The organism is Vibrio sp. RE88 (genome assembly GCF_013113835.1).
Lineage (GTDB): Bacteria > Pseudomonadota > Gammaproteobacteria > Enterobacterales > Vibrionaceae > Vibrio.
In genome coordinates this window covers 292,633-305,185 of record NZ_VTYQ01000001.1, presented here as the reverse complement: position 1 = coordinate 305,185, position 12,553 = coordinate 292,633, and the positions used below count along the sequence as shown (strand labels likewise).

Here is a 12,553-nt window from a genome sequence, read left to right as displayed (position 1 = left end):
TCACGATTTAATCAACGTAAATGGGCTTCTCTGGGTTGGCGAAATAGTCAAACATCATCTCAATGTCTTCGGCCAATACGCGTCCTTGGGACAGTTGAGGAAGGGCATCCGGTGCAAAAAATTCAATTTCAGAAATCTCGATATTAGTCGTAGCTTCACCGGATACAAAATCGCATAAAAAAAACAGTTTATAGATATGAAACGGAAACTCAGGCAGATAGTTATGCATCGCGCGATCTTTCACCGCCACCAGCCGAGGGTTGTTCACCACATAGCCAGATTCTTCCAATACTTCACGCACAACACCGGCTTTCGGTGTTTCGCACACATCACCCCAACCTCCGGGTAGCGTCCAGCAATTATCTTCTCTTTCTCTGACTAAGAGTATTTTTCCATCCTTGATCACCGCAGCACGTAGATCTATTTTCGGTGTTGGGTAGCCCGATTCCGGAATAAACAACTTTTGCACCTGCTCGACTGGGCTACCACTCAAACGAGCAAACATTTGATGGGCAATCTCATCCAGTTGGTGGTAACGCTCCAAGTCGTACTTATCTTTGCCATAAGTTTCGCCGGCCTGTGCGATAGCCTTAATTTGTTTCGCCCAATCTAACCACGGTTGCATTTACGTTCCCTCCAAAGATCCAATGCTAGCGCCCATAGTAGCGCGTTCACTTTTCAGTAGCTCGCTGCTGCTCTCACTACTGATTTTTTTCACCAGATTCTGACCAACCTCCATTCAGAAGCAACTCATAGAAGCATCGCGCGGCGGGGCCGGTTTTAGCGCCTTTGGGTAAGGTGAGATGGAGCGGGACCTGATAACAGTCACTCTGCTCCACATTAAGTACTCGCAGCTGTCCCTGATTTCGCTTGGCAATAATATGGGTTGGTAAGCGGCAAAACCCCACACCCTGCTCAACGGCTCGAAAGGCGTGGTCAAAGTTATCGACAGTGATTCTCTGGTTGGCTTTCAGCCAGCCGACATTTTGCACCTGCTCATTGGTTTCAGGCGCGCCTAGATCTCGAATGACAATCTGACAATGTGTCGCAAAATCGGCCATGGTTAAGCTCGTTTGCTGGGCAAGCGGGTGTCCGGTCGACACAACAGGAACCATGCTGGTCAGCGAAAACGCCTGTGCCGGATAGTTGGTGACTGGCAGAGTAATGATGGCAATGTCAGCCTGTTCACGGGTAACCATGTCAGACGTTTTCGATAGTGACGTTTCCACAACCTGAATCGAAGTCGCGCTATTTTGCCTGAGATATTGTGCCATCGGGCGATAGAGCAAAGACGGATCGCACAAGTGATCCATAGCAATGGTTATCTCAGACTCAACACCTGCTGCGATCTGCTGGCTAAGATCCTCAAGCTCTCTTGCCTGATCCAACATACTATTTGCTCTACGCAGCAGAGACTGGCCATGGTCAGTCAATGTGGCTCGCTTACCTTTTACTTCAACAAGCTGAACACTGAGTTGCTCTTCCAGCTTTTTGACCGAGTAAATCAAGGTGGTATGGCTCTTATTAAGTGCGGCCGCGGCGGCCTGAATGCTACCAGCTCTGTCTATCTCACGAAGCGTGACCCATTGCTCTAACGTGCTTTTTAATCTCACCGCTATCACCTGTCAGTTTTTTAGACATTTACACGCAATATTATGAACTTTTCTGTTTATTTTTTATAGGAAACAATCATCCCAACAGCAACCAAACACCACTTACGGAGAAGCCATCATGAAACTATTGCAAGTCGACTTTGAATACCACGGCCCTATGGGAGAAGAGATGTCTCAGGCGCTGATAGAACTGGCCGAGTCCATCAATCGCGAACCGGGCATGATCTGGAAAATCTGGACTGAGAGTGAAGCTGAAAAGCTTGGCGGTGGAATCTACCTGTTTGAAGATGAAACCAGCGCACAACGCTATCTTGAGATGCACGCTGCGCGCTTAAAACAAATGGGGGTCGCTGAAGTGCGCGGCATTATCTTCGACATCAACCAACCACTGACGGCCATTAACCAAGGCCCTGTCAAACAGCAGGTAGCACAATGAACAACAAAACCTTCCTAACCCTACATGGCGGTATTTATACCGCCTTTGCTATCGCTCTGTTTTTTCTGCCCCATGTGATGTGGCCTATGTATGGCGTAGAAATCAATGATCGATACGCCTACTTCTTATCTCAACATACCAGCATCTTTTTGGGCGGGGTGGCCGCTGTCAGTTTGTTACTGCGCCGCATTGAGCACAAAGAAACGATGCGCCAGCTGTTCAAAGCTCTGGTGGTGACCAACCTGCTTGGCGTAGTGATCACCGGCTACGCAGGGTTTATCGGCATTTTCGTCGGTTTTGGCTGGAGTGATCCCGCGTTTTTCATTCTACTGACCATACTGAGCTATCGACAACTCACCCAACAATAACGTAGTGACGAGCGCCTCTTGTACCAGGCGCATCGTCCTTGTCTCGCCTTTCATCCATTTACTGCGTAGAATACGCGCTCTTTTCCATCCCCAAGCATTTATAGGCAGACAAGTTTGCACACTGTAGAACAACTAAGAAATGGCCAGCTGACAGGCATTCAGCGCCTTCAGCTTTCTGAGCAATTAACGGAGTTACCACGAGAGATCTTAACGTTATCTGACAGTCTAGAAATCCTCGATGTATCCAACAATCTACTGTGCGAACTGCCGGAATGGCTGACCGAACTCACCCAGCTCAAGATTGTTTTTGCCTCCAACAACCGCTTTAACCACCTTCCTTTGGTCCTCGGTCAATGTGAACGGTTAGAAATGGTTGGCTTTAAGAGCAATCAAATTGTCCGTGTCGCGGAAGAGTCTCTACCAGAGCAACTCCGCTGGCTGATTCTGACCGATAACCAGATAGAGCAACTACCAGAGTCTTTAGGCCACAGACTGCGACTGCAAAAACTGGCGTTGGCGGGTAACAAGATCACGGCTCTACCAAAGAGCTTTAAAAACTTGCTTAACTTAGAGCTGGTCAGGCTGTCAGCCAACCAACTTGATGTGTTTCCTCAAGTCTTGCTTGAGCTACCAAAGTTGGCTTGGATGGCGTTTGCGGGCAACCCATTCTGTGAGCGTCTGTCGCACAGCGAAAGTGTCCCTCAGATCTCATCGACCAGTTATTCAATGAATCACGTACTTGGCCAAGGCGCTTCTGGGGTAATCTCACACGCAGACTGGCTCAATAAGGATTTTGATTTCCCAGCAGAAGTAGCGGTTAAAGTATTTAAGGGCGAGGTGACGAGTGACGGTTACCCGCAAGATGAGTTACAAGCTTGCCTACAGGCTGGCCATCACACTAACCTAGTCAAATCGATTGCACAGGTGAACGAAGATGACCACCTTGCGCTCGTCATGGAGTTGATCCCATCTGATTATTTTAATTTGGGATTGCCGCCGACTCTGGATACCTGCACGCGTGACGTATTCAAACCGGAGTTTACCCTTAGTGCCGAGAAAATCGAACACATCGTTGATCAAATGCTCAATGTTTTCAGCCACCTGCATGACAACAAAGTCTGTCACGGTGATTTGTATGCGCACAATGTGTTGATCAATGCGCAAGGTGAGATGATATTCGGCGATTTCGGGGCTGCATCCGTGTATGACTATCTGACTGACGCTCAGCAGCAAGGTGTGCGCCGCGTTGAAGCCAGAGCTTTGAGTCACTTTATCGAGGACCTATTGTCAGTTTGCGATCGTAACGACATCGGTAGCACCAGCCATCAACGCTTAAGTAACATGATGCGTTTGGCGGGCTAATCAATGGATGGGGTGAGTTGATACGACTCACCCGATTTGATCAATTTCATCTTGTAAGGCTTCAAGCTGTTCAAGAATGGCCAAAAATTTCTCTCCAAACTTTGTCACCTGATACTCCACTCTTGGCGGCAACTCGTTATAAATCACTTTATCGAGTATTCCAAACTCCACATTGCGCTTCAGGCACTGGTTCAGCACCTTCGTTGACAACCCCTCAACATTGCGCACCATTTCCCCTGGTCGATTTACACCTGCAGCGAGTAACTGATAGACCGTTAACGACCATTTGCAGCCATAGATCACTTCCACCATTCGGGCGCTGCTTTGGGGTGCGGTTTTTCTCGGAAAAAGTTTTTCTTTGTTATTCATAAAGATGTACCAAAAAGTACCTACCCTACTGATTTGTACTTACTATTCAGTGATTTACATTGCTCCTAATATTAGCACGTCCGAATCAGTCAGGAGAAAGAAAAATGACATATAGCAATCAAGGTACAGCACTCATCATTGGTGGTTCGAGCGGCATGGGTTTTGAAACCGCCAAGCAACTGCTACAAAATAAAGTCCCAGTCACGCTTGTAGGCAGAAATGCCGACAAGCTCGCACAGGCGGCTAGCGAGCTTGGAGAGTTAGGCATGGTAAAAACGCATCAGGCGGATTTGTATGATGCCGACTCTGTCTCGCAACTTGTGCAAGACATTCAAGATTCTCAGCAAACCATCGGTTATTTAGTCAATGCTGCAGGCTACTTTAATCCAAAAGCCTTCATTGACCATACTGAACAGGATTATGATCGCTACCACCAGCTTAATAAGGCGATATTTCAAATCACGCAGGCCGTTGCGCAAAAGATGATCCAAGCCAACCGTGGTAGTATTGTCAATATTGGTTCCATGTGGGCTAAACAAGCAATTAAGGCCACGCCTTCTTCCGCTTACTCCATGGCTAAAGCGGGTTTACATGCACTAACCCAGCACTTAGCGATGGAATTGGCGGATTACAATATTCGAGTCAACGCTGTCTCGCCAGCCGTGGTCAAAACGCCCATCTATGAAGCGTTTATTGACCCTAAAGAAGTCGATCAGACTTTGGAAGGCTTTAATGACTTTCACCCGATAGGTCGAGTCGGAACCGCGGCAGATGTGGCAAACAGCATCAGCTTTTTGCTCTCGGATCAGGCAAGCTGGGTGACAGGAGCTGTGTGGGACGTGGATGGCGGCGTGATCGCAGGCCGTAACTAATACATATCAACCCAAGGAGTATGTGATGCTCAATATGAACTTTGCTCAGCGTGTCGTGATTGACACTGAGTCTATGCCTTGGGTTGCGAGCCCAGCCAAAGGCGTTTGGCGCAAACCCTTGGAACGAGAAGACGCGGAATCTGGCCACACAACCAGTGTCGTCCGCTATGATGCAGGTTCTCGTTTCAGCACACACCCACACCCAATGGGTGAAGAAATATTCGTCTTAGAAGGTATCTTCTCCGATGAACAGGGGGACTACCCTGCTGGCACCTATCTGCGTAACCCGCCCGGCAGCCAACACGCTCCTTTCAGCAATCAAGGTTGTACCATCTTGGTGAAACTGAATCAGTTTGATGAGAGAGATAGCGCGAGCATCAGAGTGAACACCCACACGCAAGCTTGGTTACCCGGAATTGGCGGCCTTGAAGTGATGCCATTGCATGAGTTCGAGCATGAACACGTCGCTTTGGTGAAATGGCCGGCCGGAGAAAGATTTCAGCCGCATCGACATTTTGGTGGCGAAGAGATCTTTGTCCTCTCAGGAGAGTTCGCCGATGAGCACGGCCATTACCCAAAAGGAAGCTGGTTACGTAGCCCACATATGAGTGAGCATTTTCCTTTTGTTGAGCAGGAAACAATCATTCTGGTCAAAACAGGGCACTTGCCTTTAATGACCTAAGCGACAAGCTGCTATCTTCCTTTGCCTTTCTTTATCAATTCGACTCCCTGATGCGCCGTGCCGCATCAAGGAGCAGTGTTATTCCTCTCAAACCAAACTTTGCTGAGCATCAAGCGCATTTATGCGCGCAATATCCACCATTTCTGCATTTTAATGCCTATTTTGCAGTTTAGTTGCATAAGTTTTCATGGACGCCGTTCACAATTGGATAATTGTACACTTTTTATACTATAGATTGCATACTATTCTGCCCAATTGTTAAAACAATTAACAAGAGACCATTTGTTTTTACATTTTCTTTTCTAGCAAAGTGAGGGTAAACATGGAAGCGCAACCAAGTAGCAACAAGGAAGGAGTTCTCAACCGTCACCACCCAGATCATCAACCGCAACAGCCTAAACCTGGCAAATGGGAAATGCCGGACATCTACATTATTCTCACCGTTATGATCTTAATCGTATCGGTTTTAACCTATGCCATCCCAACAGGGAAATTTGATCGTGTGATATTAGACAACGGTCGAGAAACTGTGGTCGCTGGCTCTTATCAGCTTGTCGAAGCGAGCCCTGTCAGCGCTATGGAAGTGGTGACTGCTATTCCTCGTGGCCTGAGTGAAGCGTCCATCGTTGTGTTTCTGACACTGTTAGTTGGCGGATCCATTGGTGTTTTACAACAAACTGGGGTCATCAATTACGGTGTCAACCGACTGATCAAACAGCTCGGTTCAGCCACTTATCTGATGGTGCCTATTCTAATGATTGCCTTTGCTGCAATCTGCTCTTTCATCGGCACACCAGAGTTAGGGATCGCTTACTTACCTATAGTGATTCCTTTGATGCTCAGGCTAGGTTATGACTCGATGACGGCGGTGGCGACTGTGTTAATCAGCTGCACCTTTGGGTTTGCCTTTGGTATCACCTCTCCCACCAATGTCGGGTTAGGCCATATGCTGGCTGAACTTCCTATGTTTTCAGGCGCAGGATTCCGCGTCATGGTGCTTGCTTTGGTTATGTTGGTTTCCATCGCTTTTGTGGTCCGATACGCGCGTAAAGTCAAAGCAGATCCACACTCTAGTCTCACCTACGATCAAGATGTCAAACTCAAGCTCACCATACTGGGTCATGGCGAAGGGGAGCCTGAACCAGAGCCCACCACTCGAATGAAAATCGCTGGGCTAGCCACACTAGTGATGTTTGTCGGCATCATCGCGTCAACACTGAAGTTTAATCTTGGTTTTTATGAGTTATCGGGGCTGTTCATGACAATGGCGATCATCACGTCGCTGATCATTGGTCACAGAGGTAACCAGATCTGCAACAACTTCAACACCGCATTTCAGGGGATGTTAGTTGGCGCGCTGATCACTGGGGTAGCTCGCGCGGTCTCAGTAGTACTATCGGACGGCCAGATTCTCGATACAATTGTATACAGTTTGTCAGAAATGCTCGGCGCACTTCCTCCATCAGTAACCTCGATTGGTATCTTGCTCACTCAGGCGGTGTTTAACTTCCTTGTTCCATCGGGCAGCGGTCAAACACTATTAACACTGCCCATTCTGTTGCCATTGGCTGACCTGATTGGTCTCACACGACAAATCGTTATTTTGGCGACCCAATGGGGCGATGGCGTCACCAATATCTTGTTTCCAACCTCAGGTTACTTTATGGCGATTCTGGTGATGGCTAGAGTTGATTACATGAAATGGGTGAGGTTCTTCCTACCTCTGCTTGCCGTCGTGATAGCAATCGCAATTACCTTCCTGCTCATCGCGCAGGCGATTAAGCTCGGCCCTTTCTGATCACGGCGAAAGCCTTACTCCAAGACGTAAGGCTTTTGCACAACTCAGGCAGCTTTAAGGCCATAAAGCTGCAGCAGACCTCGCTATTTTCCACCAGCGATATCGATAAATGAACCGGTTACGAACGACGCTTCGTCAGACAGCAGCCATGCTATCGACTGAGCAACCTCAAGTGCCGTACCACCGCGTCCAAGTGGGATCTGCGAAGCAAGTCGGTCGACACGGCCAGGCTCACCGCCATCGGCATGCATTTCAGTATAAATACAGCCCGGTCTAACGCCATTGACTCGAATATCACGTTCAGCCAGCTCTAAAGACAAACCTTTAGTTAAGGAGTCCATTGCTCCTTTCGAGGCGGCATAATCGACATATTCAAATGGAGCGCCCGTTCTTGAGGCTGCCGATGAGACATTGACGATAGCTCCTGACACATCCAGTTGATTGATAAACACTTTGCAGCACAAGAAACAACTCACCACATTGGATTCCATCACCTGTCTAAACCGAGCAACATCGACCTTGTTCAACGTCGTTTGCTGAAACAATACACCGGCGTTATTCACCAGATGAGTCACCACACCAAAGCGAGCGTTGACTTCACTGAACATAGTTTCAACTTGACCTTCATCAGACACGTCCGCCTGATGGGCGAACGCACGACCACCTGACTGAGTAATCGCCTCCACAACCTCATCGGCACGCTGGTGGTTTTTAAGATAATTGACACACACAGCGTAGCCCTGACGTGCAAGAAGCTTTGCGGTTTCTGCGCCAATCCCTCTTCCTGCGCCTGTAACGATGACCACTTTATCCATTGGTTGTCCTTTCTTTTATCTTGCTCAATGAGTTACTTTACAGTGTAAAAGTTGCCCGTTGCGACAATTTTTTCTACACCACACATTAAACGTTCAATCAATAAACTCAATGCCTTAGGCTGATAGCGCCGCTGTTTATACACCAGATACGCCTGTCTGACGCTACGCTGATACTGAGGCAGAATCCGGACAATGTTCATCCCTTCATGAACATGTCTGAATGGCAAAGAAGCCACACCCAGCCCTTTTTCCACCGCGCCGCACACCGCCAGTATGTCGTTAACAATCAGCTTAGGTTTTATGGCCATAACATCGACTAAACGTTCCTGCTCGTAAACCGAGATGTCCAATACGTGATCGACACTGACCCAATCCAGTTTACTGAGCTGCTGCAAATCTTCCACATTGCCCACTTTCTCCAAGTATTCAGGACTGGCGAAGAATGCATGGCGAGCTTTAAACAAAGGCCTGGCTATCATGTCATTCATCTCTGCCAAATCGAAGGTGATCAATAAATCTCGGTCAGTTTGCGGAACGGCCTGCTCTTGGCTTAGTACTAAGTCGAGTGAGACTTGGGGGTAATCAACTAGAAACTGCTCAACGACATCCCCGACAAAAGCACGATAAAAGTTGTGCGGTATCGCCAGTTTTATCTTGCCCGAGACTTGCTGCGTATCTGAGACCATTTGGCCAAAGCCGGACTCGATCGACTCCATACCGCTCTGCAACAACTCAAACGCTTGTACACCGCTTTGTGTTGCAACCAGTTCCCTGCCCTTCTTCTCAAGCAAGCGGATATTCAGACGCTGTTCTAACGTCGAGAGACGGCGCGACATAGTTGATACGGGCAATTGCAGTTTCTTAGACGCCGCCAGCAAAGAACCTTCTTCAACAACGCAACAGAACAAATAAAGGTCGTCGATGTTTCCAAATATGGAATTCATACTTCTAAACCTGCTTATTTTTTTCACTTATGGCTAGTTATATCCTTAATGACAACATAAGAACAAGCAGAGGAGGCGAAATATGAGTCGCAAACATTTTTGGATTTCAGCCCTACTTTCTTCATTGACGATGGCCGTCATCATGTCTGGATTAATTTCTGGCTATAAACTTGGTTTTAGTAGCGAATGGCCAGCGATCTGGCTCGACAGTTTTATTCTTGCGTGGCCAGCAGCACTCGTACTCAACCTGACCGTATTACCGCTAATACGTAAGCTCTCAAACTGGCTAGCAGGAGTAGGTGCTGTATCACAGGCCTAATGATTGATTTTGATATTGAAGGGAGCGTCTAGTTTCACTCCCTCTTTCACGGTTTTGAAATGGTTATGGAATGATGATGTCGCGCAGTTGCTGCTCTCTTTGAGCGGTGAGCCAATTCAGGCATTGCTCTTTTAGCGACGGATGGGGCGCAGCCACCAGACGACAGGTCGCATCTCGGTGCTTTATCCACTGCCTTTGTACCTCTCGCAATTCAAAGGTCTGAGGTTTCGGCAACGCATACTCTGGGGATGGCAGCTTGAGATAGTTCATCACTTCTTGATAAGTCGCATTGAGACGCTTATCCGTTTCAGCCAGCGGTGTAGGCACGCTCTCGATGTTGCCCCGAACCGCCTTTTCCAAAGCTTCTAGGTAATGGTTTTTCTGCTCTTGAATGGAATCAGATATCCACGCCGCTCTCCCAGAACCGCCATGCATTTCTTCTTGCTGTGCTTTAAGCGTGACAAAGGTCGTCATTTCATTGTAGGCGGCCTCCATCAATCCTGAATACTTATCTGAGAGTTGCGCCTTTAAAGAACTCAGAGCACTCTGGCGCTGTTTTTCTTGCTTGTCCGCTATGCGCTGAGCGCAATACCCCATCCCAGATCCGCTTGTCACGTATTGACATAGATCGAACGGCACCACTTGGTTATCTTTCCAGTGCTGATAGTAATCTTTGACTGCATATGACAGCTCAGCGGGAACCCACCCACCACGAGTGATAAGCCAGAAAATGAGCTCTGGGTCGGGTTTACCAAATACGCTACCTTCACGCGAGGCCTGTTCTGCCAGCTCCCATACATCATAAAATGGCCAGTCGCCATCTTCATCCTTTACGTGATACTGGTCGAAAAACGCTTCTACGTCCCGCTTAGGTAACTCTGCCGCATAGCGGATCGTTTGAACTTTTTGCTCTTCATCATAAAGCGATAAAGCGGGATTGTGTTGTTTGGCCTTCTGATAGGTCTCAAGCGCACCTTTAGGGTCTGACATTGATATACTGCCCGCTCTAAAGAACACCTCCTCAAGGTAGTTGTCTAGTGCCTCTTGGTGGCCTTGCAAAGCGGCTTGCTGATAGTGATAGACACTCTGTTCATCAGACAGGATGTATTGGTAAGCGAGCTTGAAATGCGCCTCAGCACTGCCCTGCTCTGCGGCGACCATGTATAACGATTTGGCTTGCTCCTTTTCACCCTGTTCATAGAGTGTGTTGGCTCGTTCGAGCACATCCGTTGGTGCAGAAATAGCGGGAAATGCTACGCAGCAACTAAGAAATATCGCAAATCGTTTACTCATCTGTCGTCCGTTACCTTATCTAACCAGCATCTATTGAAAGCGTTTATTACCTAAAAGACAACGGCTTGTCTAATCAGATGATGAGTTTTCTCAGGGTTCAGAAACAAAAAAGGGATCACAAGGATCCCTTTTTTAGCAATTTTTCAGCACATGCTAGTGTGCCTAAGATTACAGCTCAGCGTTGTGGTAAACCTGCTGAACGTCATCACAATCATCTAGCATGTCGAGGAATTTCTGGAATTTCTCTGCATCTTCACCCGCAACAGGCGTGTGAGTTTGAGGAACGAATGTGATTTCTTCAACATCAAGCGTCAGATCTGGGAAAGCGCCGTTTAGAGCAGTCTTAGTTTTGAAGAACTCAGTGTGAGGAGCGAATACCGTAATCACGCCATCTTCAAGTTCAACGTCAGTAACATCCACATCATCCATCATTAGCGTTTCTAGAATGATCTCGTCATCATCGCCTTTGAACTGGAATACCGCTTGGTGATCAAACATATGCGAAACTGAACCTTCAACGCCAATTTTCGCACCTGTTTTAACAAAACACTGGCGTACATCTTGGAAAGTACGGTTACCGTTATCTGTTAGACAATCAACGATGACACTTGTACCGCCAGGGCCAAAACCTTCGTAGCGTGCAGGAACGTAGTCTTCACCGCCGCCACCGTTGGCTTTATCAATCGCTTTGTCGATAACGTGTGCAGGAACTTGGTCTTTTTTCGCTTTTGCGATCAGGTGCTTAAGAGACAAGTTCATGTCTGGGTCTGCACCGCCATTTTTCGCGCACATGTAAATTTCTTTACCGTATTTGGAATAAACTTTAATTTTTGCGCCAGCTGTTTTCGCCATCGAGGCTTTGCGCACTTCAAAACTTCTTCCCATCGGGATGTTCTCTCTAATTCAATTTAACGCGAAGGATTTTAGCAAAAATCGAGACCATTTCAATTTCTCGATGTCTTGCACACAGGACGTCAGGCGACACCCATCACTCGCTTGTACTTGGCTACAGATTCGAGAAAAGACGCTCGTTCATCTTCATCTCTGATTTTATCCGCTTGCTGATCAATTTCATCTGGCCCTGCTTTCGCTTCACGCAGCTTCCAGACTAAAAATGAGGCCTGTTTATCAAGCTCAATTTTGTTTTTTTCGTTGGCCGGGAGGGTAGATAAATTAATCGACATACAAAGGGGCTGAATCTGCAAAAATATGGAAAGGGAATATAGCACATTCGTGACTTAAATGGACATCAAAGCACAACGAGTGAGTTAACTAAGATCAAAAAAAGAAAAATTAAGGGTGGCTATTTGAGCCACCCTTACGTCGATTATCACTGTCATCACATCTAGTGCAGTATGCCTAGGTCTTTCGCTTCCTCTATGGTTAAGCCGCTTTCGCGAATCTCTCTTAATGCTTCAATACGACGACGAGCCTCCGCCGACTTAACACTTTTGGTTGGCTTCTGTGATTGTACTTCTTCCGTGAAGTCCCACTTGTCTGTGATTTTAGTCATTTCATCATGGTCAATAGAATTAATGGACATTGTAACCTCCGAACAAACCATGCAAGGGACAGCTAATCTGTAGCAAAAGCTCGCCGCCCTTGTTAAGAATTTTAGCTTCATAATGTGATTGCGCTAATAGTTCGTACACAGTTACTGTTTTTTGGATAAATAAGCTTTG

Annotated in this window: 16 protein-coding genes; 7 read left to right on the top strand and 9 right to left on the bottom strand. The window is 47.3% G+C overall.

Annotation, left to right across the window (positions count from 1 at the left end):
• Positions 1–7: 7 nt before the first annotated feature.
• Entirely contained in the window at positions 8–625 is a 618-nt protein-coding gene (locus F0265_RS01450; protein WP_171747472.1) for an NUDIX hydrolase, read from the bottom strand.
• Between the two features lie 76 nt (positions 626–701).
• Positions 702–1,613: a LysR substrate-binding domain-containing protein gene (locus F0265_RS01445; RefSeq protein WP_171747471.1), complete on the bottom strand. Its 912-nt coding sequence runs from the start codon at positions 1,611–1,613 to the stop codon at positions 702–704.
• Between the two features lie 118 nt (positions 1,614–1,731).
• Here F0265_RS01445 and F0265_RS01440 point away from each other — a divergent pair, with 118 nt between their 5' ends.
• The 3 genes from F0265_RS01440 to F0265_RS01430 all read left to right on the top strand — a co-directional run bounded on the left by F0265_RS01440 (position 1,732) and on the right by F0265_RS01430 (position 3,779).
• Positions 1,732–2,049 carry a monooxygenase gene (locus tag F0265_RS01440; RefSeq protein WP_171747470.1) on the top strand — a complete coding sequence of 106 codons (318 nt, stop codon included), beginning with the start codon at positions 1,732–1,734 and terminating at the stop codon, positions 2,047–2,049.
• Entirely contained in the window at positions 2,046–2,417 is a 372-nt protein-coding gene (locus F0265_RS01435) for a hypothetical protein (RefSeq protein WP_171747469.1), read from the top strand. The genes F0265_RS01440 and F0265_RS01435 overlap by 4 nt, the downstream gene beginning before the upstream one ends.
• A 114-nt stretch (positions 2,418–2,531) precedes the next feature.
• On the top strand, positions 2,532–3,779 hold the full coding sequence (locus F0265_RS01430) for a leucine-rich repeat-containing protein kinase family protein (RefSeq protein WP_171747468.1): 1,248 nt from the start codon (positions 2,532–2,534) through the stop codon (positions 3,777–3,779).
• 27 nt (positions 3,780–3,806) lie between these two features.
• Here F0265_RS01430 and F0265_RS01425 read toward each other — a convergent pair whose 3' ends face one another.
• A complete protein-coding gene (locus F0265_RS01425; RefSeq protein WP_171747467.1) occupies positions 3,807–4,148 on the bottom strand; it encodes a helix-turn-helix domain-containing protein in 342 nt (113 codons plus the stop codon).
• Between the two features lie 104 nt (positions 4,149–4,252).
• On the opposite strand from F0265_RS01425, the gene F0265_RS01420 reads away from it, so the two are divergent.
• The 3 genes from F0265_RS01420 to F0265_RS01410 all read left to right on the top strand — a co-directional run bounded on the left by F0265_RS01420 (position 4,253) and on the right by F0265_RS01410 (position 7,500).
• Positions 4,253–5,020, top strand: a complete 768-nt coding sequence (locus tag F0265_RS01420) for an SDR family oxidoreductase (protein WP_171747466.1) — start codon at positions 4,253–4,255, stop codon at positions 5,018–5,020.
• Between the two features lie 25 nt (positions 5,021–5,045).
• Positions 5,046–5,702, top strand: coding sequence for a cupin domain-containing protein (locus F0265_RS01415; protein ID WP_171747465.1), 657 nt, complete (start codon positions 5,046–5,048; stop codon positions 5,700–5,702).
• Between the two features lie 322 nt (positions 5,703–6,024).
• The gene (locus F0265_RS01410) at positions 6,025–7,500 is read left to right on the top strand and encodes an AbgT family transporter (RefSeq protein ID WP_171747464.1); all 1,476 of its coding nucleotides are present in this window, start codon (positions 6,025–6,027) and stop codon (positions 7,498–7,500) included.
• 83 nt (positions 7,501–7,583) lie between these two features.
• Here the strand turns inward: F0265_RS01410 and F0265_RS01405 are convergent, their stop codons facing one another.
• Both F0265_RS01405 and F0265_RS01400 read right to left on the bottom strand, forming a co-directional pair.
• Complete coding sequence (locus F0265_RS01405; RefSeq protein ID WP_171747463.1) at positions 7,584–8,315, bottom strand: SDR family oxidoreductase; 732 nt, start codon at positions 8,313–8,315, stop codon at positions 7,584–7,586.
• A 32-nt stretch (positions 8,316–8,347) separates the two neighbouring features.
• Positions 8,348–9,259 (bottom strand): LysR family transcriptional regulator, encoded by a 912-nt coding sequence (locus tag F0265_RS01400; RefSeq protein ID WP_171747462.1) that lies wholly within the window; start codon positions 9,257–9,259, stop codon positions 8,348–8,350.
• Between the two features lie 82 nt (positions 9,260–9,341).
• On the opposite strand from F0265_RS01400, the gene F0265_RS01395 reads away from it, so the two are divergent.
• A complete protein-coding gene (locus tag F0265_RS01395; protein ID WP_038156922.1) occupies positions 9,342–9,578 on the top strand; it encodes a DUF2798 domain-containing protein in 237 nt (78 codons plus the stop codon).
• A gap of 63 nt (positions 9,579–9,641) precedes the next feature.
• Here the strand turns inward: F0265_RS01395 and F0265_RS01390 are convergent, their stop codons facing one another.
• The 4 genes from F0265_RS01390 to F0265_RS01375 all read right to left on the bottom strand — a co-directional run bounded on the left by F0265_RS01390 (position 9,642) and on the right by F0265_RS01375 (position 12,414).
• Positions 9,642–10,871, bottom strand: coding sequence for a lysozyme inhibitor LprI family protein (locus F0265_RS01390; RefSeq protein WP_253809271.1), 1,230 nt, complete (start codon positions 10,869–10,871; stop codon positions 9,642–9,644).
• 168 nt (positions 10,872–11,039) lie between these two features.
• Complete coding sequence (locus tag F0265_RS01385) at positions 11,040–11,756, bottom strand: YebC/PmpR family DNA-binding transcriptional regulator (RefSeq protein ID WP_019277412.1); 717 nt, start codon at positions 11,754–11,756, stop codon at positions 11,040–11,042.
• A gap of 89 nt (positions 11,757–11,845) precedes the next feature.
• Positions 11,846–12,055, bottom strand: coding sequence for a DUF3283 family protein (locus F0265_RS01380; protein ID WP_006959884.1), 210 nt, complete (start codon positions 12,053–12,055; stop codon positions 11,846–11,848).
• Between the two features lie 161 nt (positions 12,056–12,216).
• Positions 12,217–12,414, bottom strand: a complete 198-nt coding sequence (locus F0265_RS01375; protein ID WP_006959890.1) for a hypothetical protein — start codon at positions 12,412–12,414, stop codon at positions 12,217–12,219.
• Positions 12,415–12,553 lie beyond the last annotated feature (139 nt).

What these genes read in the sequence shown, in the direction of transcription:
- F0265_RS01450 (WP_171747472.1), bottom strand. Translation starts at nt 625, where the DNA reads ATGCAACCGTGGTTAGATTGGGCGAAACAAATTAAGGCTATCGCACAG.
- F0265_RS01440 (WP_171747470.1), top strand. Translation starts at nt 1,732, where the DNA reads ATGAAACTATTGCAAGTCGACTTTGAATACCACGGCCCTATGGGAGAA.
- F0265_RS01435 (WP_171747469.1), top strand. Translation starts at nt 2,046, where the DNA reads ATGAACAACAAAACCTTCCTAACCCTACATGGCGGTATTTATACCGCC.
- F0265_RS01425 (WP_171747467.1), bottom strand. Translation starts at nt 4,148, where the DNA reads ATGAATAACAAAGAAAAACTTTTTCCGAGAAAAACCGCACCCCAAAGC.
- F0265_RS01420 (WP_171747466.1), top strand. Translation starts at nt 4,253, where the DNA reads ATGACATATAGCAATCAAGGTACAGCACTCATCATTGGTGGTTCGAGC.
- F0265_RS01415 (WP_171747465.1), top strand. Translation starts at nt 5,046, where the DNA reads ATGCTCAATATGAACTTTGCTCAGCGTGTCGTGATTGACACTGAGTCT.
- F0265_RS01410 (WP_171747464.1), top strand. Translation starts at nt 6,025, where the DNA reads ATGGAAGCGCAACCAAGTAGCAACAAGGAAGGAGTTCTCAACCGTCAC.
- F0265_RS01405 (WP_171747463.1), bottom strand. Translation starts at nt 8,315, where the DNA reads ATGGATAAAGTGGTCATCGTTACAGGCGCAGGAAGAGGGATTGGCGCA.
- F0265_RS01400 (WP_171747462.1), bottom strand. Translation starts at nt 9,259, where the DNA reads ATGAATTCCATATTTGGAAACATCGACGACCTTTATTTGTTCTGTTGC.
- F0265_RS01395 (WP_038156922.1), top strand. Translation starts at nt 9,342, where the DNA reads ATGAGTCGCAAACATTTTTGGATTTCAGCCCTACTTTCTTCATTGACG.
- F0265_RS01390 (WP_253809271.1), bottom strand. Translation starts at nt 10,871, where the DNA reads ATGAGTAAACGATTTGCGATATTTCTTAGTTGCTGCGTAGCATTTCCC.
- F0265_RS01385 (WP_019277412.1), bottom strand. Translation starts at nt 11,756, where the DNA reads ATGGGAAGAAGTTTTGAAGTGCGCAAAGCCTCGATGGCGAAAACAGCT.
- F0265_RS01380 (WP_006959884.1), bottom strand. Translation starts at nt 12,055, where the DNA reads ATGTCGATTAATTTATCTACCCTCCCGGCCAACGAAAAAAACAAAATT.
- F0265_RS01375 (WP_006959890.1), bottom strand. Translation starts at nt 12,414, where the DNA reads ATGTCCATTAATTCTATTGACCATGATGAAATGACTAAAATCACAGAC.